Genomic DNA, 24,072 nt, shown 5'->3' on the forward strand with positions numbered 1-24,072 from the left:
CCAGCCTGTCGTCGCCAGGCCGATAGCGCGCGCCATGCAGAGCGCCGCAAGGCCGTGAGCGCCTCGATGCGCCGGCACTTCCGGCTCGGCATCATCAGGATCCTCGGGCCGACCACGGCCGCGGTGCTGTTGCTGTTCGGGGCCTATCGGTGGCTCCAGGGCCATGCCTGGAGCGCCGCCGCCGGCGCCACGCTGGCCGGCCTGGCGGCGCTGGCGACCTCGCTGGCCTTGCGCCGCGGCGACGGCCGCATGGACCCGCTGCTGACCCTGAGCTGGTTGCTGGGCAGCGCATTGGCCAGCCATGCCCTGCAGCAGGCCGCGGTGCCGTGGCTGTACCTGGTGATGATGAGCAACTTCTTCGTGGTCGCGCGCGGCGTCGGGCTGGCCTGCAACGCCACCTTGATCGTGATCATGCTGGTCACCCCGGGCACCCTGCTCGGCGCCGAGCACACGTTCTCGCTGATCGCCGTGTCGCTGCTGATCACCGGCCTGGGCTATGTGCTGTCGCTGCGGCTGGAGGGCGACCGCGTGCAGTTGGAACAACTGGCGTCGCACGACGCGCTGACCGGGCTGCCGAACCGGCGCATGCTGGAACGCAGCCTGTCGCAGCGCGTGGCCGATACGCGCCGCAAGACGCGCCGGCATGGGCTGATCGTGATCGACATCGATCACTTCAAAGAGGTCAACGACCTCTACGGGCACGCCGCCGGCGATCGTACGCTGGCCGAATTGGCAGCACTGCTGCGCTTCCAGGTGCGCGCGCCGGACGAGGTGTTCCGCTTCGGCGGCGAGGAATTCGTGGTGGTGACGCGACTGCAGTCGCGCAACGAGCTGGCCGCCTTCGCCAAGCGCCTGCACCAGGTCACGCGCGAGGCCTTGCGTGGCCCCGGCGGGCGCATCAGCGTCTCCCTCGGCGCGGCCATGCTGTGCGACGAGCAGCACTGGCAGGATTGGTTCTCGCGCGCGGACGCGGCGCTGTACCAGGCCAAGAACGGCGGCCGCGACACCTACGTGATCGCCGAGGACCTGATCCAGGAGTGAGCGATCGCGGTGCATGGGTGACGGCAGCATGATCGCATCGAGCCGGATGCCGATGCCACCGCCATGCGCGTTCTCGCTCTGCGCTGCCGCGCAGGCGCCGCGGCATTCCAGCCGCAGCGCCCTCGCCTGGCGCAAGCCGTCGGTCGCGATGGGCGTCGTTGCTGCGGCCCATCGCGACTGAAGCGGCTTCGCGCGGATCGATCCCGCGGCCTGTGACCAACCGAAAGCAGACGCCCGCCGTCAGTGCGCGACCGGCGCCGGCGGCGGCGTTGCCAGCGCCACCTCTGGCGGCAGCACCGCATCCTGGCCCCAGCCGCCGAGCGCCTTGTAGACCCGCACCACGCCGACGTTGACCGACGCCTCGGCGTCGGCCAGGGCATCGTCGGCGGACAGCTTGGTACGCTGCGTATCGAGCAGGGTCAGGAAATCTTCCGACCCTTCGCGGTAACGCAATTGCGCCAGCGCTTCGGCACGGCCGGCCGCTTGCGCCTGCTCGGCGACGATCGCCAGCCGCGCCTGCTGTTTGGCGTAGGAGGTCAACGCGTTCTCGGTGTCCTCCAGCGCGCCGAGCACCGCCTTCTCGTAGTCGGCGGCAGCACCGTCGGCCTGCGCTTCGCTGGCGCGCAACCGCGCCCGCACGGTACCGAAGTCGAACGCCGCCCAGCTGATCGACGGGGTCAGCGACCAGGCCTTGCTGCTGCCCTGCAGCAGCGAGCCGGCATCGCCGGACAGGAAGCCGACGAAGCCGCTGAGGCTGATCCGCGGGAACAGGTCGGCGGTGGCCACACCGATCCGCGCCGTCGCCGACGCCAGCCGGCGCTCGGCGATACGCACGTCCGGTCGCCGGCGCAGCAACTGGGTGGTATCGCCCAGCGGCAGCGCGCGGGCGTAGGCCGGCGTCGCACGCGGCGCCAGCAGCTCGTCCAGCGCGCCGGGCGGGCGGCCCAGCAGCACCGCCAGCCGATGCCGGGCCTGCGCCTCGCTGACTTCCAGCAACGGGATGTCGGCCTCGATCGCCTTGAGCCGCGCGCGGCTGCTCTGCACGTCCAGTTCGCTGCCGGCGCCCAGCTGCCAGCGGGTCTCGGTCAGGCGCTGGGTATCGCGCAGGTTGTCCAGCGTGGTGCGCGCCACCGCGATGCGCTTCTGCGCGCCGCGCAACTCGAAGTAGTTGCGCGCCACTTCCGCGGCCACGGTGACCTGCGCATCGGCCATGCCGGCCTGCTCGGCCTCCAGGTCGGCGCGCGCCGCCTCGCTGGCGCGGCGCTGGCGTCCGAACAGATCGAGTTCCCAGCCGGCATCGAAGCCCAGGCTGTAGCTCTCGGTCAGCACCCGCGCGCCGCCGGCGTCCGCATCGGGCGCCTTGCCGCGGCTGTAGTCGCCGTTGGCGGTGACGTGCGGCGCCTGGTCCAGGCGCCGTTCGGCGAAGACCGCGCGCGCCTCGTGCACCCGCGCCAGGGCGATGCGCAGGTCGAGGTTGGCGGCCAGGCTCTGGTGCACCAGCTGTTCCAGCACCGGGTCGTCGAACTGCGCCCACCACGACGCCACCGGCGAAGTGGTCGCGAACACCGGTGCCGCCGCACCCTGCAGCGTCACCGGCGCCTGTTCCGGCGCGTGGTAGTTGGGGCCGACGCTGGCGCAGGCGCTGAGCAGCGCCAACGCCAGCGCGCCGATCGCGGGACGGATCACCATGGCAGCACCTGTCCCACATGGGTGTAGCTGCCGGTCGGGCCATCGGCGTCGAGCAGCGCCATCATCACGCTGCTGCGCGCGCCGTCGGCCACTTCCAGTTCGCCTTCGCCGGAATTCATGTCGGTCTTCACGTAGCCGGGGTGGATCGTGTTGACCTTGATCGGGGTGTCGCGCAGTTCGTAGGCCAGCTGCACGGTCCACGCGTTCACCGCGCTCTTGGACACGTTGTAGGCCGGCACCTTGAAGTCGTAGATCGGCGAGCCGGGCTGGCTGTGCAGGGCGAGCGAGCCGAGCAGGCTGGACACGTTGACGATGCGCGCGGCCGGCGCGGCGCGCAGCAGCGGCAGGAACGCCTGGGTGACCGCAATCAGGCCGAACACGTTGGTGTCGAAGGTCTTGCGCCAGGTGTCCTGGCTCTGCTGCGAGACCGCGAGTTTCATGTCGTCGATCATGATGCCGGCGTTGTTGACCAGGATGTCGAGCCGGCCGTGGCGCGCCTGCACCGCCGCCACTGCGGCGGCGATGCTGGCGGCGTCGGTGACGTCCAGGGTCAGCGCTTCCACCGGCAAACCTTCGCCCTGCAGTTCCAGCGCGGCGGCCGTGGCGCGGGTGGAGTCGCGGCCGGCCAGCAGCGTGTGCACGCCGGCCTCGGCCAGCTGGCGCACGGTATGCAGGCCGATGCCACGGGTGGCCCCGGTGACGAGGGCGATCTTGTGGGTCGTGTTCATGCGGATTTCCTGAAAAGGGGGAACGAAAGGATCAAGCGTGGGTCGGCGCCTCGGCGTGCGCCGGCGCATGCGACACCAGGGGACGCCCGGACAGCTTGCGCAGGGCGACATAGAACACCGGGGTCAGGAACAGACCGAACAGGGTCACGCCGAGCATGCCGGCGAACACCGTGATGCCGGTGGCCGAGCGCACTTCCGCGCCGGCGCCGTGCGAGAACACCAGCGGCACGGTGCCGGCGATGAACGCGATCGAGGTCATCACGATCGGGCGCAGGCGCAGGCGGCAGGCCTGCAGCGCCGATTCGACGATGCCCTTGCCCTGCAGTTCCAGTTCGCGGGCGAACTCGACGATCAGGATCGCGTTCTTGCACGCCAGGCCCATCAGCACCACCAGGCCGACCTGCACGAACACGTTGTTGTCGCCGCCGGTCAGCCACACCCCGAACAGCGCCGACAGCAGCGTCATCGGCACGATCAGGATCACCGCCAGCGGCAGCGTCCAGCTTTCGTACAGCGCGGCGAGCACCAGGAACGCCAACATCACCGCCAGCGGGAACACCACCATCGCCGCCTTGCCCTGGCTCGCCTGCTGGTAGCTCAGGTCGGTCCATTCGATCTCCATGCCGTTGGGCAGCACTTGCTTGGCGATCTGGGTGAGCTTGGCCATCGCTTCGGCCGAGGACAGCATGCGCGCATCCGCCTCGCCGGCCAGATCGGCGGCCGGATAGCCGTTGTAGCGCAGCACCGGATCCGGACCGAAGGTCTGCTTGACCGTGACCATCGAGCCGATCGGCACCATTTCGCCGGCGGCGTTGCGGGTGCGCAGCCGCGCGATGTCTTCGACGCTCTCGCGGAACGGCGCGTCGGCCTGGGCGATCACCTGCCAGGTACGGCCGAACTGGTTGAAGTCGTTGACGTAGGTCGAGCCCAGGTAGGTCTGCAGCGTATCGAACAGATCGGTCAGGGCCACGCCCTGCGCCTTGGCCTTGACCCGGTCGACCTCGGCATCCAGCTGCGGCACGTTGGCCTGGTAGGTGCCGATCGGATAGCTCATGCCCGGGGTCTGCACCACCGCACCCTGCATCGCGTTGACCGCGTTCTGCAGCGCGCCGTAGCCCAGGTTGGCGCGGTCCTCGATGAACAACTGGTAGCCGTTGCCGTTGCCCAGGCCCAGGATCGGCGGCGGCATGAACGCAAACGCCATGCCTTCGCCCAGCTGCGAGATGCGCTGGTTGATTTCGGCGTTGATCTCCAGCGCGCTGCGATGGCGCTTGGCGAACGGCTTCAGGGTCAGGAACACCACGCCGGTATTGCCAGCTGCGCTGGCGTCGGCGCGGCAAAACAGCGCTCGAACCAACGGGCGACGGCAGGATGGAAGCGTGCTTGCACGAACGACATGCGGTCTCCTGCGACGCACCGTCGCGATCGAATGCACTGCGGCGAAAAGAGGGAATGTCCGGATTGTCCTCGGTACGACAATCGAGTCAATCGCGTAATCGAAAACATGGTGACGTTACCAACGCAGATCAAGCGCGCCTGCGCGGCGCAGCTGTTTTCAAGGGGGTTTCGGTTAATGGTTCAGTGAAAGCGTCGCTGTCTACCACGCACCCCGACATGCGCGGTTATGTTGTCGATGACGTCACGTCTGCGCATCCAGGATTCGCGCAATGGACGTGAAATTCGCTTCGGGGAGCCTTGCATGCAGCATGGCAGCATGATCGAACAACCGCGTCGACGCCGACGCAGCCACGCCGTCGCGGCACATGCCTGCGCGCAGGCGGTGGCATTGCGCAACGCACGCATGGTCCGCGCTGGCGTCAACGCGCAACAGCGCATCGCGACGCGCGTGCGCGGCATCGGCGGACATCGCGGCAACGTCCGCACTGGCGACGATCGTTTCTCCGCTCCATCCATTCGCTCGCCATCGGCGGCATGGCGATTCCGCGTCGACTCCACCTCTTCACTTCACTAGCCAAGGAGCATCACCAATGGCACACAGCAGCTCGAATGTTTCCACCGCCCACTGGGTGCAGCGCGTCAACGAGAGCAGCGATGCGCTGGAGCTCACGCCCAGCGTGTTCGAACGCGACGACCCGGTGTCCATCGCCCGTTCGCTCAAGCACTCCGCCGACCAGAGCGCGCGGCGCCGCACCGGTCCCTACCGCTCGGCGATGTCGATGCTGACCTTCTACATCAACCGCGCCGGCAAGCAGCTGCCGGCCCAGCGCCGCGAAGTGCTGGAACAGGCCAAGGACGAACTGCGCAGCCTGTACGGCAAGCCGCGCAAGGGCGCCACGGGCTGAGCGCCGCGACACGGCATCGCGCGACGCATCGTGATGCGCACGGCAATTCCGTGCCTCGCTAGCGCACCTCTGGCGCGTGCCGATTGCCCTGCGCCGAACCATGAGCGCATGATCGCGGCATGACCAAGGAACCCGACGTTTCGGACTGGGTCCAGCGCCCTGCCGATACCGCTGCCGAACGTGGCCCCGTTGCCTCGGCGATGAGCGAGGATGCGTTGCTGCTGTCGCGGATCATCCTCGCCCAGGGCGAGATCGCCGCCGCCGGCAGCGACCCATTGCAAGTGGTCGATGTGGTGACCCGCCGCGCGCAGGAGCTGACCCGCTCCAACGGCGCGGTGGTGGAGATGTGCGACGGCAACGACATGCTGTACTGGTCGGCCAGCGGCACCGCCGAACAGCATCTGGGCCTGCGCCTGCCCAGCAACGGCAGCCTGTCCGGACTGTGCATGCGCAGCGGCAAGGTGCTGCAGTGCGACGATTCGGAACAGGACCCGCGGGTCAATCTCGATGCCTGCCGCAAGGTCGGCCTGCGCTCGATGCTGGTGGTGCCGCTCAGCTATGGCGATCGCGGCATCGGCGTGCTCAAGGTGATGTCGCCCTACCCCTGCAGCTACACCCCGCAGGACGTGCGCACGCTGGAAATGCTGGCGACCCTGGTCGGCGCGACGCTGGCGCTGGCGATGGACCGCGCCGCGCTGCAGACCGACATCGCGCGCCGCCAGAACGCGGAGAAGCACGCGTTCCGCGAGAAGGCCGCGATCGCCACGCGGATCCGCGAGGTGGTCGCCAACGAGCGCCTGCAGATCGTGACCCAGCCGGTGCTGACGCTGTCCACGCAGCGCATCGTCGGCGTGGAGGCCTTGTCGCGGTTCCCGTCCAATCCCGGCCTGGCGCCGCTGCGCTGGTTCGACGACGCGAGCAAGGTCGGGCTGGCGCTGGAACTGGAGCTGGCCGCGGCGCGCAAGGCGCTGCAGTTGCTGGCGCAGCTGCCGGCGCCGCTGTACCTGGCGATCAACGTCTCCGCGCAGACCCTGCTGCACCCGCAATTGGAGGCGCTGCTGCACGGCCACGACCTGTCGCGGGTGGTGCTGGAGATCACCGAGCAATTGCAGGCGCCGGACTATCCGCGCCTGTCCGAGCATATCGGCGCGCTGCAGCGGCAGGGCCTGCGCATCGCGCTGGACGACGCCGGCACCGGCTTTGCCAGCCTGCGCCATCTGCTGCACCTGTCGCCGGACATCATCAAGCTGGACCTGACCCTGACCCGCGGCATCGACGCCGAACCGCGGCGCCAGCGGCTGGCGCTGGCGATCCTGTCCTTCGCCGCCGAGACCGATGCCAGCGTCATTGTCGAGGGCATCGAGACCGAGAGCGAACTGGCCACGCTGCAGGCGCTGGGTGCGCGCTACGGGCAAGGCTACCAACTGGCGCATCCGGGGCCGCTGTCGGCGCACCTGGCGCGCTATGCGGCGATCGGCGACGAGGCGGACTGAGTCCCTCGGTAGAACTTCTGGATCGATCCTGTAGGAGCGGCTTCAGCCGCGACCGATGTCTTCCTTCTTCCTGGTAACGCCCGGTCGCGGCTGAAGCCGCTCCTACAGGGGGATCGCAGGGAATCGCGGGTGATTGCGGCCTGCCGCATTCCGCCCGCTCACGGAGCGCATCGCGCGCAAACGCCGCGCATGAAAAAAGCGGGCCGAAGCCCGCTTTTTCCTTGGTGCAGCGTTGACGCCGACGGCTTACTCGGCCGTCACGCCCTCGCCTTCTTCCACGGCCTTCATCGACAGGCGGATGCGGCCCTGCTTGTCGACTTCCAGCACCTTGACCTTGACCAGATCGCCTTCCTTCAGCACGTCGCTGACCTTCTCGACGCGGTCGCTGGAGATCTGCGACACGTGCACCAGGCCATCCTTGCCCGGCAGGATGGTGACGAACGCACCGAAGTCCATGATCTTGGCGACCTTGCCTTCGTAGATGCGGCCCGGCTCCACGTCCGAGGTGATCTGCTCGATGCGCGCCTTGGCGGCCTGCGCAGCGATCGCGTTGACCGAGGCGATGACGATGGTGCCGTCGTCCTGGATGTCGATCTGGGTGCCGGTTTCCTTGGTGATCGCCTGGATGGTCGAGCCGCCCTTGCCGATCACTTCGCGGATCTTGTCCGGGTGGATCTTGATCGTCAGCAGGCGCGGCGCGTAGTCGCTCAGCTCCGAACGCGGGGTGGTCAGCGCGCTGGCCATCTCGCCGAGGATGTGCAGGCGGCCGGCCTTGGCCTGCGCCAGGGCCTGCTTCATGATCTCTTCGGTGATGCCTTCGATCTTGATGTCCATCTGCAGCGCGGACACGCCTTCGGCGGTACCGGCGACCTTGAAGTCCATGTCGCCCAGGTGATCTTCATCGCCCAGGATGTCCGACAGCACCACGAAGTCGTCGCCTTCCTTGACCAGGCCCATCGCGATGCCCGCGACCGGCGCCTTCACCGGCACGCCGGCGTCCATCAGCGCCAGCGAGCTGCCGCACACCGAGGCCATCGACGAGGAACCGTTGGACTCGGTGATTTCCGAGACCACGCGGATCGTGTACGGGAACTCTTCCATGCTCGGCATCACTGCCAGCACGCCGCGCTTGGCCAGGCGGCCGTGGCCGATCTCGCGACGCTTCGGCGCGCCGAAGCGGCCGCACTCGCCCACCGAGTAGGGGGGGAAGTTGTAATGGAACAGGAAGTTTTCCTTGTACTCGCCGCTGACCGCGTCGATCACCTGGCCGTCGCGGGCGGTGCCCAGCGTGGTGATGACGATCGCCTGGGTCTCGCCGCGGGTGAACAGCGCCGAGCCATGGGTACGCGGCAGCACGCCGGCCTTGACGCTGATCGGACGCACCGTGTCCAGCGCACGGCCGTCGATGCGCACCTTGGTGCTCAGCACCGAGCCGCGCATGGTCTGGTATTCCAGCTCGCCGAATTCCTTGGACAGGTCGGCAACGACCCAGCCTTCGACGGCGGCGCGCGGCGTCAGCTGCGCCAGCACGTCCTTCTTGATCGCCGAGATCGCGTCGCGACGCTGCAGCTTGTCGCGCACCTGGAAGGCCGAGGCCAGCTGATCGCCGACCGCTTCCTTCAGCGCCGCGATCATGCCTTCGTTCTTCGCCGGGGCGACCCAGTCGGACGGCTTGGTGCCGGCTTCGACGGTCAGCTCGTTGATGATGTTGATGACCTTCTGCATCTCGCGATGGCCGAAGGTGACCGCGCCCAGCATCACTTCTTCCGACAGCAGCGCCGCTTCGGACTCGACCATCAGCACCGCGTTGGCGGTACCGGCCACGACCAGCTCCAGCTGCGAATCCTTCAGCTCGGTGATGGTCGGGTTGAGGATGTACTCGCCGTTCTTGTAGCCGACCTTGGCAGCGCCGATCGGGCCGTTGAACGGGGTGCCGGCCAGCGACAGCGCGGCCGAGGCGCCGATCAGCGCGGCGATGTCGCCGTCGATGTCCGGGTTCATCGACATCACCGTGGCGATGATCTGCACTTCGTTCTTGTAGTCCTCCGGGAACAGCGGACGGATCGGACGGTCGATCAGACGCGAAATCAGCGTCTCCTTCTCGGTCGCACGACCCTCGCGCTTGAAGAAGCCGCCGGGGATGCGGCCGCCGGCGTAGAACTTCTCCTGATAGTCGACCGTCAGCGGGAAGAAGTCCTGACCTTCGCGCGCGCTCTTGGCGGCGACGGCGGTGACCAGCAGTACGGTGTCGTCCATCTTGACGATGACGGCGCCGCCGGCCTGGCGGGCGATCTCGCCGGTTTCGAGGGTGACGGTGTGCTTGCCGTACTGGAAGGTTTTGGTGATTTTTGCCACGGGGTTTCCTTGGATGATGCTGTCTTCGAATGGACCGCTGACGGCCCATGCCGCTGGCGGGTGGCCGGGAGGATCCGGCCGGCGGCGCGGAGCATTCCCCGGGCCACGGTACTACCCAAAACAAAACCGCGGCGCATCACTGCGCCGCGGTGGGGTTCGTTGCCTCAGCGACGCAGGCCGAGCTTCTCGATCAGCGCCTTGTAGCGCTCGCCATCCTTCTTCTTCAGATAGTCGAGCAGGCTGCGGCGGCGGTTGACCATCTGCAGCAGGCCGCGGCGGCTGTGGTGGTCCTTCTTGTGGGTCTTGAAGTGGCCGGTCAGCAGCTCGATGCGCGCGGTCAGCAGGGCGACCTGCACTTCCGGGGAGCCGGTGTCGGCGGCGCCGCGCTTGTTTTCTTCGATGACTTTCTGGGTGTCGATGGACATGGTGTGTTTTCTCTAAAGATGCGGGGCCGGCAGGAACGTGCTGATGAGACGCACCGCCTGGCTCGCCGATTGCGAAGGATGCGCCGGAGCGCAGGGTTGCCGTAAAGGCCGCCGAATTGTACCGGCCCCAGCCCGGACGAACAAGGTGTTAACGCCGCGTCACGACCTGGCCGGCGCCATGGCGGCTCGCGCCGGGCCGCTCGGCAGGCCGCGGATCAGAGGTTGAACATGCGCTGCGGCGCCAGCAGCCCGCCGCCATCGACCTGGCCCAGCCCCAGCGGCAGGCCGTCGTCGCCGAACACCGCGACCGCGCCCGGCGCCCAGGCGGCATCGCGCAGACGCTGGCCCATGCGGAAACGCTGCGCCGCAGCAGGGTCCAGGCGCAACGGCGGGAAGTCGACCAGGCCGGCGGCCAGCGGCAGCAGCAGCGCTTCCAAGGCCTCCGGCTCCTTCGCGGCCAGCTGCTGCAGCCGCTCCAGGGTCACCATCTGCGGTTGCCGGAACGGCTCCACCCACAGGCGCCGCAGCCCGGCGATATGCGCGCCGCAGCCCAGCGCCTCGCCCAGATCGCGGGCCAGACTGCGGATATAGGTGCCGGAGCCGCAGGCCACGTGCAGGCGCAGGCGCTCGCTCTCATGGGCGAGCACGTCGATGGCGTGGACCTCGACCTCGCGCTCCGGCGCCTCGATGGCTTCGCCGCGGCGCGCCTTGGCGTACAGCGGCTCGCCGCCCTGCTTCAGTGCCGAATAGATCGGCGCGCGCTGGCGGATGCGTCCGCGCAGCGGCGCCAGCGCCGCCTGCAGGGTCGCCGCATCGATCGGCGGCACCGGCCGGGTGCGCAGCACCGCGCCATCGGCATCGTCGCTGTCGGTGCTCACGCCGAGCACGATCTCGGCTTCATAGGCCTTGGCCGATCCCAGCAGCAGCCCGGCCAGCTTGGTCGCCTCGCCGAAGCACAGCGGCAGCAGGCCGGTGGCCAGCGGATCCAGGCTGCCGGTATGGCCGCCCTTCTCGGCACGGAACAGCCGCCGCGCCGCCTGCAGCGCCGCGTTGGAACTCATGCCGGCCGGCTTGTCGAGCAGCACGATGCCGTCGAGGCGGCGGAAGGAAATGCGGGGCAGTCGGGGGCCGAAGACGGGCATGGGGCAATCGGGACCGGGGACTCGGGACTCGGGACTCGGAAAAGCGAATCGGGAGTCGGACGGTGAGGCCTGCGATGCTGCAGGCCGGACTTGGGGAAATAGCCGCCGAGCGGCAGCGGACAGCGGATGCGACTACGGCAGGCAATGATGCTGCAGCAGCACGGCCACCGATGCACAGAAGACCTGCTTGCCGCTCGTCAACACGACTTGCATACGGCATCGATGCTTGCGCATCGTGCGACCGCTCACTCCTTGGACGGAGCCGGCTCGTTGTCGCCGTCGCCGTCGTGGTCTTCGGTTTGCTGCAGTTCTGGCATGTCGCGCAGCAGGTTGTCGATGCGCTCGCCGCGATCGACCGAATCGTCGTAGTGGAAATGCAGTTCGGGCACGTGGCGCAACTTCATCGCCCGTGCCAGTTCGCTACGCAGTTGCGGCGCCAGCTCTTTGAGGCCCTTGACCGCCTCGACCGAGCGCTCGGGCAGCAATGCGGTGACGAACACCTTGGCATGTGCCAGGTCGCGGGTGACTTCGACATCGGAAACGCTGACCGACGGCAGGCCGTGATCGCGCACGGCCGAATGCACGATCGTGCCAAGGTCGCGGCGGATCTGCGCGGAAACGCGATCGGTACGGTGAAAGGATTTTGTTGCCATGGTCCGGAATCTCTCTGTTCGGAGCGCGGGACCCGGGAAAGGACGGGAACGAGCGACGCGCACCAGGCCGCCGCTTTCCCAATCCCGATTCCCGAATCCCGACTCCCGGCTTCTTACAGCGTGCGCTGCACTTCGATGCGCTCGAAGCACTCGATCTGGTCGCCCGGCTTGACGTCGTTGTAGGCCTTCACGCCGATACCGCACTCGGTACCGTTGCGGACCTCGTCGACGTTCTCCTTGAAGCGACGCAGCGATTCCAGCTCGCCCTCGAACACCACGGTGTTGTCGCGCAGCACGCGGATCGGCTTGTTGCGCTTGACCACGCCCTCGATGACCATGCAGCCGGCGACGGCGCCGAACTTGGAGCTGCGGAACACGTCGCGCACCTGGGCGGTACCGATGATCTCTTCGCGGATTTCCACGCCGAGCAGACCGGACGCCACCTGCTTCACCTGGTCGATCACGTCATAGATGATCGAGAAGTAGCGCAGGTCCACGCCGTTGGTTTCGATGATGCGCCGCGCCGAAGCGTCCGCACGCACATTGAAGCCGATCACCGTGGCCTTGGAGGCCAGCGCCGAGTTCGCATCGGACTCGGTGATGCCGCCGACGCCGGAGTGGATCACGTTGATGCGGATCTGCTCGTTGGACAGCGCCACCAGCGACTGCTTCAGCGCTTCCACCGAACCCTGCACGTCGGCCTTGATCACCAGGTTCAGCGACAGCTGGCCTTCGCCCTTGCCGAGCTGCGACATGATGTCTTCCATGCGGCTGCCCGCCGAGGACACCAGGCGCGACTCGCGGCGCTTGGCCTCGCGCTGCTGCGCCACGTCCTTGGCCAGGCGCTCGTCGTCGACCACGACGAAGTCGTCGCCGGCATCCGGCACGCCGGACAGACCCAGCACCTGCACCGGGATCGACGGACCGGCCTCGGCCGGCTGGCCGCCGGTCTCGTCGAACAGCGCACGCACGCGGCCGTACTGCACGCCGCACACCAGGTAGTCGCCGCGCTTCAGGCTGCCCTGCTGCACCAGCACCGTCGCCACCGGGCCACGGCCCTTGTCCAGCGAGGATTCGATCACCACGCCGCTGGCGCGGCCATCGAACACCGCCTTCAGTTCCAGCACTTCGGCCTGCAGCGAGATCGCGTCGAGCAGCGTGTCGATGCCCGCGCCGGTCTTGGCCGAGACTTCGACGAACTGGGTGTCGCCACCGAATTCTTCGGCGACCACGTCCTGCGAGAGCAGTTCGTTCTTGACCCGCAGCGGATCGGCGCCAGACTTGTCGATCTTGTTGACCGCCACGATCAGCGGCACGCCGGCCGCCTTGGCGTGCTTGACCGCCTCGATCGTCTGCGGCATCACGCCGTCGTCGGCCGCCACCACCAGCACCACGATGTCGGTCAGCTTGGCGCCGCGCGCGCGCATCGAGGTGAAGGCCGCATGGCCCGGGGTATCCAGGAAGCTGATGACGCCGCGATCGGTTTCGACGTGGTACGCGCCGATGTGCTGGGTGATGCCGCCGGCTTCGCCCGAGGCGACCTTGGTGCGGCGGATGTAATCCAGCAGCGAGGTCTTGCCGTGATCGACGTGACCCATGATGGTGACCACCGGCGGCCGCGAGCGCTTCTCGCCCTGCTCGTCCTCGGTGTGCGCCAGCAGCGCGTCCTCGGCATCGGCACTGCCCGCGCGCACCGGCTTGTGGCCGAGCTCCTCGGTGATCAGCGCCGCGGTGTCGTGGTCGATGGACTGGGTGATGGTGGCCATCACGCCCATCTTGAACAGCGCCTTGACCACGTCGCCGCCCTTCAGCGCGAGCTTCTGCGCCAGGTCGGCCACGGTGATGGTCTCGCCGATCGCCACTTCGCGCACCACCGGTGCGGTCGGACGCTCGAAGCCATGCGCGCCGCCGCCGCTGCGCGAGACCTCGGGCTGGCGACGGCCGCCGCTGTTGCCGCCACGCGGCTTGCCGCGCACGTTGGAACGGCGCGCGCGATCGGCGGCGGACAGGTGCAGCTGGCCGGCGAAGCGGCTGGTGCTGTCGTCGTCCTCGACGCCGGCGACCATCACGTGCGAGCCGCGGGTCTTGTGCTTGTTGCCGGCGTTGCGGTCGTCGCTGCGCGGCGCGGCCGGCTTCGGCGGATGGTGCGGCGCGCTGGCCGGACGCGGCGCGCGCGGCGCGGCGGCGGCACCGGTGCCGGCACCGGCATTCGGGGTCGCAGCGGAGGCAGGCGCAGCCGCGGACGCAACAGCCGGCGGCGCCGACTGGGCTTCCAAGGCGGCCTGCGCGGCCTTGCGCTCATTTTCCACGCGGTCGCGCGCATCCTGCTCTTCCTTGCGCTTGCGCTCGATCTCATCGGCGCGCGCACGGTCCTGCTCGGCAAGCTTCTGCTGTTCGGCCAGGTTGCGCTGCTTGGAGGCTTCCAGCTTGCGCAGGATCTCGGCGCGCTCGTCATCCACCCGTCCGCCCGACGACATGCCCGCGCGCTCGGCAGCGAGGTCTTCGGCGGTCTTGACGTAGGTACGCTTCTGCCGGACCTCGACGTTGACCGTGGTCTTGCTGCGACCGGCGCTGACCGTCACTTCCTGCAGCTTGCGCCGGTTCAGGGTGATCTTCTTCGGCGCGGCCTGAGCTTCTTCCTCGACCGGCTTGTCGGTCTTGCCGTGGGTACGGCGCAGGAAGCCGAGCAGCTTCATCTTTTCGGTACTGGTCACGACCTGATCGGGACCGCTGAACTTCATTCCGGCCTCGGCCAGTTGAACCAGCAGTTTATCGACCGGCGTATTCACCAGTTCGGCCAGCTTGCGGATGGTGGTTTGCTGCGACATTCGGATCCTATGATCTGGTTGGCGCCCCCTCGCGTGCGAAGGTAGCGCGGATTCTAAGCCCTGATCGGTTCAGGGCGGCATTCATCGCTGACTCATTCGCCGCGTTCCAATCGGGCGATCTCCTCGGCACGGGCTGCCAGGATGAGCGCAGCGGCGCGCTCCTGGTCCACATCCTCGATGCCGAACTCGAGGATTTCGTCCGCAGCCAGATCCGACAGGTCCTCGCTGGTCCGCACGCCATGGCTGGCCAGCGCGTACGCGGTAGCCTCGTCCATACCTTCCAGCGCCAGCAAATCCGCCGCCGGCACGCCGCTGTCGTCGCTTTCCTCGGCGGCCAGCGCCTCGTTGAGCAGCGCATCGCGCGCGCGGGCCCGCAGCTCCTCGACGATGTCCTCGTCGAAGCCTTCCACCGCCAGCAACTCGCCGACCGGCACGTAGGCGATTTCCTCGACCGAGTTGAAGCCCTCGGCGACCAGGATCGCGGCGATTTCCTCGTCCACTTCCAGCTTTTCCATGAACAGCTGGCGGGCGACGGTCTGCTCGGCCTCGGACTTGGCCGCGACCTGCTCGGCGGTCATCACGTTGAGCTGCCACCCGGTCAGGCGGCTGGCCAGACGCACGTTCTGGCCGCCCTTGCCGATCGCCTGGGCCAGCCGGTCTTCGGCCACCGCCAGGTCCATCGAGTGCTTTTCTTCATCGACGATGATCGACTGCACCTCGGCCGGCGCCATCGCGTTGATGACGAAATTGGCCGGGTTGTCGTTCCACAGCACGATGTCCACGCGCTCGCCGTTGAGCTCGTTGGACACCGCCTGCACGCGCGAACCGCGCATGCCGATGCAGGCGCCAATCGGGTCGGTGCGGGTGTCGTGCGCCAGCACCGCGATCTTGGCGCGGTCGCCCGGATCGCGCGCGCAGGCCTTGATCTCGACCAGGCCCTGGCCCACTTCCGGCACTTCCAGCTTGAACAGCTCGATCATGAATTCCGGCGCGGCGCGGCTGATGAACAGCTGCGGGCCGCGCGGCTCCGAGCGCACTTCGGCCAGGTAGCCGCGGACGCGGTCGCCGGCACGCAACACGTCGCGCGGAATGCCCTTGTCCTTGGGAATGAAGGCCTCGGCGTTGCCGCCCAGATCGACATAGATGTTGCCGCGCTCGGCGCGCTTGACTATGCCGGTGACCAGTTCGCCGATGCGGTCCTTCCACGCGTCCACCACCTGCTGGCGCTCGGCCTCGCGCACGCGCTGCACGATCACCTGCTTGGCGGCCTGCGCGGCGATGCGCCCGAAATCCGGGTTCTCGATCTGCTCTTCGATGTAGTCGCCCACATCCACGCCTTCGGCTTCGTCGACCGCGTCCATCAGACGGATCTGCCGGTCCGGCGATTCCATCACCACGTCGTCGGCCACCACTTCCCAGCGGCGGTAGGTTTCGTAATTGCCGTCCTTGTGATCGATGGTGACGCGCGTTAACACGTCCTGATCGGGGTAGCGCTTCTTCGCCGCCGAGGCCAGGGCGGCCTCGATCGCGTCGAAGATCACTTCGCGCGGCACGCCTTTTTCGTTGGCCACCGCGTCGACTACCAGCAACAGTTCCTTGCTCATTCTTTCGCTCCGCGCGCAGCCTTGTCGGCTGCCGGTTCGTTGGATGGTTTCTTATTGGGTTTTGCGGTCTTGCCGGCCGGCTTGGGGCGCTTGGTGGGGCGCTTGGCCGGCAGCTTGGGAGTGCTACCCGGCTGCTTGGGGGGCTTGCCCGGCTTGGTCGGGGCCAGGCCCAGGGCCGCCCAGTCGGGCAGGATCCGCGCCTTGTCGATATTGTCGAAGTCCACCGCCAGTTCGGCGCCGTCGACCTCGAACACGATGCGGCCGGCGTCCACGTCCACCTGGGCGATGCGCCCCTGCAGGCGCCGACGGCCCTGCTGCGGCAGCTTCAACACCACCTTGGCCGACTCGCCCTGATGGCGCGCGAACTGCGCGGCGGTGAACAGCGGACGGTCCACGCCGGGCGAGGACACTTCCAGCGTGTAGTTGCCGCTGATCGGATCTTCCACGTCCAGCTGCGCCGACACTTCGCGGCTGACCCGCTCGCAATCGTCGACATTGACGATGCGCTCGGGCTGTTCGGCCAGCGGCACGTCGATATACAGGCGCAGCGTGGCGCCGCCCGGGGCCGGCAGGTATTCCGCCCCCAGCAGTTCCAGGCCCAACGCGTCCACGGTCGGGCCCAGCAGATTCGCGATTTCGTTTGCCTTGTCGCTCACAGCCTGCCTTGCATTTGAATGAATGAAATCAATCGGTCCTGGCGGTTTTCCCGGACCCCGGAAACGACAAAGGGCCCGTTGGGCCCCTTTCCGGTACGACTCCGGTAAAACTGGATTCCGGTTGCAAAGACGGGAACATGCGTCTTCGCGAAGCCCAAATTTCCCTACCGCAGGCAACCGGTGAACTGGTTGCCGCTGTAGACAAATATGGTAGCGGGGGCAGGATTTGAACCTGCGACCTTCGGGTTATGAGCCCGACGAGCTGCCAGACTGCTCCACCCCGCAGCAGAAGCGGAATTATGAAGAACCAGCGCGATTATTGCAAGCCCTGATTTTCATCCGACCCGGTGGCGATGCCGCCGGTCTTCGAGCGACATGATAACCGCAAGCGACCGATAACGGAATAGCGATAGCATCGCTCGATGCACAAACGACAACGCCGCCAAGATGGCGGCGTTGTCGCAAACAGCTTGAAAACAGCGCTTCGCGCGCGATCAGGCCAGGTGCGCGAACGCGCGCTGGCACCACGCCATCAGCGGGCTCCAGGCCAGACCCAGTGCCAGCAAGCCGATCGCATTCACACCCAGCACCACGCCGAGCACGCGGTCGTCGTTGGCCGGCAACGGTTCGCCGACCGGCTCGTCGAAATACATCACCTTGATGACGCGCAGGTAGTAGAACGCGCCGATCACCGCACACAGCACCGACAGGATCGCCAGGCCGGTCCACCAGAGGTTGTCGGTCGGCACTGCGAGCACCGCGCCGAGCACTGCCAGCTTGGCCCAGAAGCCCAGGAACGGCGGCACGCCGGCCAGCGAGGCCATGATGCACAGCACCAGCAGCGCCATCCACGGGTTGCGCGCGTTCAGGCCCTTGAAGTCGTCGATGTGCTCGGCCTCGAAGCCCTTGCGCGACATCGCGATGATCGCGCCGAACGAGGCGGTGGACATCACCGAATAGCAGATCGCGTAGAACAGCGCCGCCGCATAGCCGCGCTCGCCGCCGCCGGCCACGCCGAGCAGCAGGAAGCCGATGTGCGAGACAGTCGAATACGCCAGCATGCGCTTGAGGTTGCTCTGCGCCAGCGCCATCAGGTTGCCGACCAGCAGCGACAGCGCCGCCAGGCCGCCGATCACCCAGTGCCACTGCTCGGCCAGCGGGCCGACGCCCACTTCCAGCAGCCGGTAGGCCATGCCGAACGCGGCCAGCTTCGAGGCCGAGCTGATGAACAGCGCGATCGGTGCCGGCGCGCCCTGGTACACGTCGGGCAGCCACATGTGGAACGGCGCGGCGCCGAGCTTGAACGCCACGCCGGCGATCATGAAGATGGTGCCGGTCAGCAGCAACGTGCGCTCGTGGGTGGAGCCGATCGCCTCGTGGATGCCGGTCAGGCTCAGCGTGCCGGTGGCGCCGTAGATCAGCGACATGCCGTACAGCAGCAGGCCCGAGGCCAGCGAGCCGAGCACGATGTACTTCATCGCCGCCTCGGTGGCCATGCCGTTGTCGCGGTTCGACGCGACCAGCGCGTAGGAGCACAGCGCCAGCAGTTCCAGGCCCAGGTACACCATCAGCAGGCTGCCGGCCGAGACCAGGATCATCATGCCGACCGTGGCGAACAGCACCAGCACCGGGATCTCGCCCTGGTACAGCTTGCGCTCGCGCAGGTAGCTCCAGCCGTAGATCAGGGTCAGCGCGCTGAGGCCGACGATCACCGTCTTCATCACGTCGGCGGCGGCGTCGCGCACGAACATGCCGTTGAACACCTCGCCCTGCCCGCCCACGCCGGCGAGTAGCATCGCGAACACCGCGACCAGGATCGCCACCGAGACGATGTGGGTCCAGGCCTTGTTGCGCTCGCTGACGAACAGATCGAGCATCAGCAGGGCGAAGGCGCCGCCGGTCAGCACCAGCTCGGGGAGCAGGGGCGGCAGGTCGACGGCGGTCAGGGGCAGTAGCGCAGGGGTGGTCATCATCAAATCTCTGGAATCATTTCGCTCGACGGCCCGATTACAGCTTGCTGGTGGCGATCTGCGCCGCCAGCTTTGCGATCGAGGGTTCCATCAGGTCGGTCAGCGGCTTCGGATACAGGCCCAGGACCAGCACGCCCACCGCAAACACGCCCAGCACCAGCGCCTCGCGGCCGTTGATGTCCTTCAGCTCGGCCACGTGCGCATTGGCCACTTCGCCGAAGAACACGCGCCGGTACAGCCACAAGGTATAGGCGGCGGTGATCACCAGGGTCGTGCCCGCACCGACGGCCAGCAGCGGATGGGTCTGGAAGCTGGCCATCAGCACCATGAACTCGCCGACGAAACCGCTGGTTCCCGGCAGGCCGGCATTGGCCATGAAGAACAGCATCGAGAACGCGGCGAACCACGGCATCACGTTGGCCACGCCGCCGTAGTCGGCGATGCGGCGGGTATGCATGCGGTCGTAGAGCACGCCGACGCAGGAGAACATCGCGCCGGACACGAAGCCGTGCGAGATCATCTGCACCATCGCGCCCTGCAGGCCCAGGCGCGCCGCATCGGCGCTGCCGAAACCGACCAGGGCGAAGGCGATGAAGGTGCCCAGGGTGACGAAGCCCATGTGCGCGATCGACGAATACGCGATCAGCTTCTTCATGTCGTCCTGCACCAGCGCGACCAAGCCGACGTAGATCACCGCAATCAGCGACAGCGCGATCACCAGCCAGGCCCATTCGTTGCTGGCGTCGGGCAGGATCGGCAGGTTGAAGCGCAGGAAGCCGTAGCCGCCGATCTTCAGCGCGATTGCGGCCAGGATCACCGAACCGGCGGTCGGCGCCTCGACGTGCGCGTCCGGCAGCCAGGTGTGCACCGGGAACATCGGCACCTTGACCGCGAACGCGATCAGGAACGCGAAGAACAACCAGGTCTGTTCCTTGGAGGTCAGCGACAGCTGGTACAGGTCGGCGAGCTGGAAGCTGCCGCCCTTCAGGTACAGGTAGATCAACCCGACCAGCATCAGCACCGAGCCGAGGAAGGTGTACAGGAAGAACTTGACCGCGGCGTAGATGCGGCGCGGGCCGCCCCAGATGCCGATGATCAGGAACATCGGGATCAGCATCGCCTCGAAGAACACGTAGAACAGCATCGCGTCGGTGGCGGCGAAGATGCCGACGGTGACGCCTTCCAGGATCAGGAACGCGGCCACGTACTGGTTGACCCGCTTCTCGATCGAGGTCCAGGCGCCGATCAGCGCCAGCACCGTTACCAGCGTGGTCAGCACGATCAGCGCGATCGCGATGCCGTCGACGCCGAGGTTGTAGCCGATGTCGTAGGCCGGGATCCACGCATGGGTCTCGACGAACTGCAGCGCGTCGCTGGCGTAGTCGAAGCCGGTGAGCAGCGGCAGGCTGAGGGCAAAGGTCAGCAACGCGACCAGCAGCGACGCCCAGCGCGCCGCCTTGGCGTCGCGCAACGCGAGGATCAGCGCGCCGCCGAGGATCGGCAGCCAGATCAGGAGAGTCAGTAGGGGCCAGTTCGACACGTGTTCTTATTCCGTACAGGTCAACGCCAGAAATGCATCAGCACGCCCAACAGGGCAATGAGACCGATGATCATCGCGAAGGCGTAGTGATAGAGGAAACCGGATTGCGTGCGACGCAGCAGATTGGCCGCCAGGTCGATCACGCGCGCGGTGCCGTTGACCATGACGCCGTCCACGACATGCGTATCCACCGCGCGCGACACCTTGCCCAGGCCCAGCCCGCCGCCGGCGAAGCCGTCGATCCAGAGCTTGTCGAAACCGTACTTGTTCTCGAGGATCCACACCGGCAGCGAGAACGTCTTGCGCGCCTTCGCCGCCAACTCGGGCTTCCACAGGTACAGGATCCAGGCCAGGGCGAAGCCGGCCAGGGTCAGGAAGAACGGCGGCTGGGTCAGGCCGTGCAGCGCGAACGCGACCGGGCCGTGGAACTCTTCGGCCAGCGCGCCGACGCTGTCGCGCGCCGGGTTGTAGAAGTCGATGATGCCGCTGAAGAAACCGACCGCCTGGCCCTTGATCGCCACCGCGGCATGGTGCCCCGCCCAATCGGTGCCGAACAGCATCGGGCCGATGGTGAAGAAGCCGATCGCGATCGACGGGATCGCCAGCAGCACCAGCGGCACCGTCACCACCCACGGCGATTCGTGCGGCTCGTGCGCGCCATGGTGGCCGTGGCCGTGATCGTCGTGCGCATGGTCGTCATGCGCATGCGCCTGCACCTCGGCATCGGTGTGCGCGCTGTCGTGGTGTGCATGCACGTCGTGCGCATGCGCATCGCGGAAGCGTTCCTTGCCGTGGAAGGTCAGGAACAGCAGGCGGAAGCTGTAGAAGCTGGTGATCAGCACGCCGCCGAGCACCGCCCAGTAGCCGTAGGTCGCGATCCAGTTGTGCGATTCGTGCGCATGGTGCGCGGCCGCCTCGATGATCGTGTCCTTGGAATAGAAGCCGGCGAAGAACGGGGTGCCGACCAGCGCCAGGGTGCCGATCACGCTGGTCCAGTAGGTGACCGGCATGTACTTGCGCAGGCCGCCCATCTTGCGCATGTCCTGCTCGTGGTGCATGCCGACGATCACCGAGCCGGCGGCCAGGAACAGCAGCGCCTTGAAGAAGGCGTGGGTCATCAGATGGAACACCGCCGCCGAGTACGCCGACACGCCAAGCGCCACGGTCATGTAGCCCAGCTGCGACAGCGTCGAGTAGGCGACCACGCGCTTGATGTCGTTCTGCACGATGCCGATCAGGCCGGTGAAGAACGCGGTGGTGGCGCCGATGAACAGCACGAAGTTCAGCGCGGTCTGCGACAGCTCGAACAGCGGCGACATGCGCGCCACCATGAAGATGCCGGCGGTGACCATGGTCGCGGCGTGGATCAGCGCCGAGATCGGGGTCGGGCCTTCCATCGAGTCAGGCAGCCACACGTGCAGCGGTACCTGCGCCGACTTGCCCATCGCGCCGATGAACAGGCAGATGCAGATGATCGTCGCCACGTTCCACGGGTGGCCCTGGAACAGCTGTACCTGGGCCAGGCCGCCGGCCGCCTCGTTGCCGAGCACCGCGGTGGCATTGGCGAACACGCTGGCGTAGTCGAGCGTGCCGAACCACAGCAGCACGCCGGCGATGCCGAGGATGAAGCCGAAATCGCCGACGCGGTTGACCAGGAACGCCTTCATGTTGGCGAACACCGCGCTCGGACGCTTGAACCAGAAACCGATCAGCAGATAGGACACCAGGCCCACCGCTTCCCAGCCGAAGAACAGCTGCAGGAAGTTGTTGCTCATCACCAGGCTCAGCATCGAGAAGGTGAACAGCGAGATGTAGCTGAAGAAACGCTGGTAGCCCGGGTCCTCGGCCATGTAGCCGATGGTGTAGATGTGCACCAGCAGCGACACGAAGGTCACTACCACCATCATCATCGCGGTCAGCCGGTCGACCATGAAGCCGACGTGGGCCGAGTAGTGGCCGACTTCGAAGAAGGTGTACAGGTTCTGGTTGAACGGCGACGCGCCCTGCCCGACCAGCTGGTACAGGGTCCAGCACGACAGCGCGCAGCTGACCGCCACGCCGAGGATGGTGACGGACTGGGCGCCCTTGCGGCCGACCTGGCGACCGAACAGGCCGGCGACGATGCTGCCGAACAGCGGCGCAAGCACCACCGCGATCAACAGACTCTTGGAGAGAGTGATTTCCATCTACGGGTCAGCCCTTCAGCGAATCGACTTCGGCCACGTTGATCGTGTGGCGGGTACGGAACAGCGTCACCAGGATGGCGAGGCCGATGGCGGCCTCGGCCGCGGCCACGGTCAGGATGAAGAACACGAACAGCTGGCCGGCGGCGTCGCCGAGTTCGCGCGAGAACGCGACGAAATTGATGTTGACCGACAGCAGCATCAGCTCGATCGACATCAGCAGCACGATGACGTTCTTGCGGTTGAGGAAGATGCCGGCCAGGCTGATGCAGAACAGCACCGCGCCGAGCGCCAGCATGTGGCCTAGGGTGATCATGGCTGGCCCTCCTGCGGCGCCGGAGCCGGGGTGTGCAGCGTGGGCTTTTCGGCATCCATCTTGACGATGCGCAAGCGGTCGCCGGCCTTGACCCGCGCCTGCTCGCCCGGGTTCTGGGTCTTGATGCCGGTGCGCTTGCGCAGGGTCAACATCACCGCCGCCACCACCGCCACGGTCAGGATGATCGCGGCGAATTCGAACGGCAGCAGGAACTGGGTGAACAGAGTCTTGGCCAACCAGGTGATGTTGGAGGTGTCGGCGGCCTGCGCAGCGGCGTTGTCGGCCGGGAACGGAGTGGCGGTGCGCGCCTTGACCCCGATCAGGGTGATCATCTGCACCAGCATCGCCACCGCCACGACCAAGCCGACCGGCAGGTAGCGTACCCAGCCCTGGCGCAGCCGCGCGGTATCGATGTCGAGCATCATCACCACGAACAGGAACAGCACCATCACCGCGCCGACGTAGACCAGCACCAGGGTCACGCCGAGGAACTCGGCGCCCACCAGCAGCCACACGCAGGCGATGGAGAAGAAGGTCAGGATCAGGCACAGCACTGCGTACACCGAGTTGCGCACGCTGATCACCGCGCCGGCGGAGACCGCGGCGGTGGTGGCGAAGATCCAGAAAGCGATATTTACCCAATCCATTTCAGGACCTCAACGGAAGGCGGCGTCGGCGGCGCGGCGCTCGGCGATCTCGGCTTCCAGCCGGTCTCCGATCGCCAGCAGCTGCGGCTTGGTGACGATGTTCTCGCCGCGGTTCTCGAAGTGGTACTCGAGCACGTGGGTTTCCACGATCGAGTCCACCGGACAGCTTTCCTCGCAGAAACCGCAGTAGATGCACTTGAACAGGTCGATGTCGTAGCGGGTCGTGCGGCGGGTGCCGTCCTCGCGCTTGGCCGAATCGATGGTGATCGCCAACGCCGGGCACACCGCCTCGCACAGCTTGCAGGCGATGCAGCGTTCCTCGCCGTTGGGATAACGGCGCAGCGCGTGCAGGCCGCGGAAGCGCACCGACTGCGGGAACTTTTCCATCGGGTACAGCACGGTGTACTTGGGACGGAACGTGTACTTCAGGGTCAGCCACAGGCCGCCCAGCAGCTCGAGCAGCAGCAGGCTCTTGAAGTAATGGGTGACTTTATTCATC

20 protein-coding genes, 1 tRNA gene and 1 pseudogene are annotated in these 24,072 nt (G+C 67.1%); 5 read left to right on the forward strand and 17 right to left on the reverse strand.

What is annotated here, in order from left to right; all coding sequences use genetic code 11:
- Positions 1-66: 66 nt before the first annotated feature.
- Positions 67-1,041, forward strand: a complete 975-nt coding sequence (locus HEP75_RS13610; RefSeq protein WP_185826605.1) for a GGDEF domain-containing protein — start codon at positions 67-69, stop codon at positions 1,039-1,041.
- Between the two features lie 13 nt (positions 1,042-1,054).
- On the forward strand, positions 1,055-1,222 hold the full coding sequence (locus tag HEP75_RS13615) for a hypothetical protein (protein ID WP_185822995.1): 168 nt from the start codon (positions 1,055-1,057) through the stop codon (positions 1,220-1,222).
- 59 nt (positions 1,223-1,281) lie between these two features.
- Here the strand turns inward: HEP75_RS13615 and HEP75_RS13620 are convergent, their stop codons facing one another.
- The 3 genes and pseudogenes from HEP75_RS13620 to HEP75_RS13630 all read right to left on the reverse strand — a co-directional run.
- Positions 1,282-2,730 (reverse strand): TolC family protein, encoded by a 1,449-nt coding sequence (locus HEP75_RS13620; protein ID WP_185823884.1) that lies wholly within the window; start codon positions 2,728-2,730, stop codon positions 1,282-1,284.
- Complete coding sequence (locus tag HEP75_RS13625; protein WP_185823885.1) at positions 2,724-3,458, reverse strand: SDR family oxidoreductase; 735 nt, start codon at positions 3,456-3,458, stop codon at positions 2,724-2,726. Before HEP75_RS13625 ends, HEP75_RS13620 begins: the two co-directional genes overlap by 7 nt.
- A 31-nt stretch (positions 3,459-3,489) precedes the next feature.
- Positions 3,490-4,770 (reverse strand): annotated as a pseudogene (locus HEP75_RS13630) (efflux RND transporter permease subunit); the annotation flags it as partial.
- Positions 4,771-5,091: 321 nt separating this feature from the next.
- Between HEP75_RS13630 and HEP75_RS13635 the strand changes: the two are divergent.
- The 3 genes from HEP75_RS13635 (at position 5,092) to HEP75_RS13645 (ending at position 7,254) form a co-directional block, all read left to right on the forward strand.
- Complete coding sequence (locus HEP75_RS13635; RefSeq protein ID WP_185813265.1) at positions 5,092-5,430, forward strand: hypothetical protein; 339 nt, start codon at positions 5,092-5,094, stop codon at positions 5,428-5,430.
- A gap of 16 nt (positions 5,431-5,446) precedes the next feature.
- On the forward strand, positions 5,447-5,761 hold the full coding sequence (locus tag HEP75_RS13640; protein ID WP_185813266.1) for a DUF3175 domain-containing protein: 315 nt from the start codon (positions 5,447-5,449) through the stop codon (positions 5,759-5,761).
- Positions 5,762-5,880: 119 nt separating this feature from the next.
- Complete coding sequence (locus HEP75_RS13645; protein WP_185813267.1) at positions 5,881-7,254, forward strand: EAL domain-containing protein; 1,374 nt, start codon at positions 5,881-5,883, stop codon at positions 7,252-7,254.
- 246 nt (positions 7,255-7,500) lie between these two features.
- Here HEP75_RS13645 and pnp read toward each other — a convergent pair whose 3' ends face one another.
- From pnp to nuoI, 14 genes are all read right to left on the reverse strand, one after another.
- Positions 7,501-9,609: a polyribonucleotide nucleotidyltransferase gene (pnp, locus tag HEP75_RS13650; RefSeq protein ID WP_185820457.1), complete on the reverse strand. Its 2,109-nt coding sequence runs from the start codon at positions 9,607-9,609 to the stop codon at positions 7,501-7,503.
- Between the two features lie 164 nt (positions 9,610-9,773).
- A complete protein-coding gene (rpsO, locus tag HEP75_RS13655) occupies positions 9,774-10,034 on the reverse strand; it encodes a 30S ribosomal protein S15 (protein WP_003467392.1) in 261 nt (86 codons plus the stop codon).
- A 215-nt stretch (positions 10,035-10,249) separates the two neighbouring features.
- Positions 10,250-11,176, reverse strand: a complete 927-nt coding sequence (gene truB / locus HEP75_RS13660; RefSeq protein ID WP_185823886.1) for a tRNA pseudouridine(55) synthase TruB — start codon at positions 11,174-11,176, stop codon at positions 10,250-10,252.
- Positions 11,177-11,421: 245 nt separating this feature from the next.
- Positions 11,422-11,829: a 30S ribosome-binding factor RbfA gene (gene rbfA, locus HEP75_RS13665; RefSeq protein ID WP_185823887.1), complete on the reverse strand. Its 408-nt coding sequence runs from the start codon at positions 11,827-11,829 to the stop codon at positions 11,422-11,424.
- A 113-nt stretch (positions 11,830-11,942) separates the two neighbouring features.
- Positions 11,943-14,657, reverse strand: coding sequence for a translation initiation factor IF-2 (gene infB, locus HEP75_RS13670; protein ID WP_185823888.1), 2,715 nt, complete (start codon positions 14,655-14,657; stop codon positions 11,943-11,945).
- Between the two features lie 92 nt (positions 14,658-14,749).
- The gene (gene nusA, locus HEP75_RS13675; protein WP_185813272.1) at positions 14,750-16,261 is read right to left on the reverse strand and encodes a transcription termination factor NusA; all 1,512 of its coding nucleotides are present in this window, start codon (positions 16,259-16,261) and stop codon (positions 14,750-14,752) included.
- Entirely contained in the window at positions 16,258-16,917 is a 660-nt protein-coding gene (rimP, locus tag HEP75_RS13680; protein WP_185823889.1) for a ribosome maturation factor RimP, read from the reverse strand. Before rimP ends, nusA begins: the two co-directional genes overlap by 4 nt.
- Positions 16,918-17,125: 208 nt before the next feature.
- Positions 17,126-17,202: transfer RNA gene (locus HEP75_RS13685), tRNA-Met, on the reverse strand.
- 209 nt (positions 17,203-17,411) lie between these two features.
- The gene (gene nuoN / locus HEP75_RS13690) at positions 17,412-18,887 is read right to left on the reverse strand and encodes an NADH-quinone oxidoreductase subunit NuoN (protein WP_185816628.1); all 1,476 of its coding nucleotides are present in this window, start codon (positions 18,885-18,887) and stop codon (positions 17,412-17,414) included.
- Positions 18,888-18,924: 37 nt separating this feature from the next.
- Complete coding sequence (locus tag HEP75_RS13695) at positions 18,925-20,427, reverse strand: NADH-quinone oxidoreductase subunit M (protein WP_185813274.1); 1,503 nt, start codon at positions 20,425-20,427, stop codon at positions 18,925-18,927.
- Positions 20,428-20,447: 20 nt separating this feature from the next.
- Entirely contained in the window at positions 20,448-22,613 is a 2,166-nt protein-coding gene (gene nuoL, locus HEP75_RS13700) for an NADH-quinone oxidoreductase subunit L (protein WP_185823890.1), read from the reverse strand.
- Positions 22,614-22,620: 7 nt separating this feature from the next.
- Positions 22,621-22,926, reverse strand: coding sequence for an NADH-quinone oxidoreductase subunit NuoK (gene nuoK / locus HEP75_RS13705; protein WP_179563852.1), 306 nt, complete (start codon positions 22,924-22,926; stop codon positions 22,621-22,623).
- Entirely contained in the window at positions 22,923-23,573 is a 651-nt protein-coding gene (locus HEP75_RS13710) for an NADH-quinone oxidoreductase subunit J (RefSeq protein ID WP_185823891.1), read from the reverse strand. Before HEP75_RS13710 ends, nuoK begins: the two co-directional genes overlap by 4 nt.
- Before the next feature lie 9 nt (positions 23,574-23,582).
- Positions 23,583-24,071 carry an NADH-quinone oxidoreductase subunit NuoI gene (gene nuoI, locus HEP75_RS13715; protein ID WP_003467418.1) on the reverse strand — a complete coding sequence of 163 codons (489 nt, stop codon included), beginning with the start codon at positions 24,069-24,071 and terminating at the stop codon, positions 23,583-23,585.
- Position 24,072 lies beyond the last annotated feature (1 nt).

The organism is Xanthomonas sp. SI (assembly GCF_014236855.1).
Lineage (GTDB): Bacteria > Pseudomonadota > Gammaproteobacteria > Xanthomonadales > Xanthomonadaceae > Xanthomonas_A.

Coding starts and splice junctions, on each gene's coding strand:
- HEP75_RS13610 (WP_185826605.1), top strand. CDS start 67: ATGCGCCGGCACTTCCGGCTCGGCATCATCAGGATCCTCGGGCCGACC.
- HEP75_RS13615 (WP_185822995.1), top strand. CDS start 1,055: ATGGGTGACGGCAGCATGATCGCATCGAGCCGGATGCCGATGCCACCG.
- HEP75_RS13620 (WP_185823884.1), bottom strand. CDS start 2,730: ATGGTGATCCGTCCCGCGATCGGCGCGCTGGCGTTGGCGCTGCTCAGC.
- HEP75_RS13625 (WP_185823885.1), bottom strand. CDS start 3,458: ATGAACACGACCCACAAGATCGCCCTCGTCACCGGGGCCACCCGTGGC.
- HEP75_RS13635 (WP_185813265.1), top strand. CDS start 5,092: ATGACGTCACGTCTGCGCATCCAGGATTCGCGCAATGGACGTGAAATT.
- HEP75_RS13640 (WP_185813266.1), top strand. CDS start 5,447: ATGGCACACAGCAGCTCGAATGTTTCCACCGCCCACTGGGTGCAGCGC.
- HEP75_RS13645 (WP_185813267.1), top strand. CDS start 5,881: ATGACCAAGGAACCCGACGTTTCGGACTGGGTCCAGCGCCCTGCCGAT.
- rpsO (WP_003467392.1), bottom strand. CDS start 10,034: ATGTCCATCGACACCCAGAAAGTCATCGAAGAAAACAAGCGCGGCGCC.
- truB (WP_185823886.1), bottom strand. CDS start 11,176: ATGCCCGTCTTCGGCCCCCGACTGCCCCGCATTTCCTTCCGCCGCCTC.
- rbfA (WP_185823887.1), bottom strand. CDS start 11,829: ATGGCAACAAAATCCTTTCACCGTACCGATCGCGTTTCCGCGCAGATC.
- infB (WP_185823888.1), bottom strand. CDS start 14,657: ATGTCGCAGCAAACCACCATCCGCAAGCTGGCCGAACTGGTGAATACG.
- nusA (WP_185813272.1), bottom strand. CDS start 16,261: ATGAGCAAGGAACTGTTGCTGGTAGTCGACGCGGTGGCCAACGAAAAA.
- nuoN (WP_185816628.1), bottom strand. CDS start 18,887: ATGACCACCCCTGCGCTACTGCCCCTGACCGCCGTCGACCTGCCGCCC.
- nuoL (WP_185823890.1), bottom strand. CDS start 22,613: ATGGAAATCACTCTCTCCAAGAGTCTGTTGATCGCGGTGGTGCTTGCG.
- nuoK (WP_179563852.1), bottom strand. CDS start 22,926: ATGATCACCCTAGGCCACATGCTGGCGCTCGGCGCGGTGCTGTTCTGC.
- HEP75_RS13710 (WP_185823891.1), bottom strand. CDS start 23,573: ATGGATTGGGTAAATATCGCTTTCTGGATCTTCGCCACCACCGCCGCG.
- nuoI (WP_003467418.1), bottom strand. CDS start 24,071: ATGAATAAAGTCACCCATTACTTCAAGAGCCTGCTGCTGCTCGAGCTG.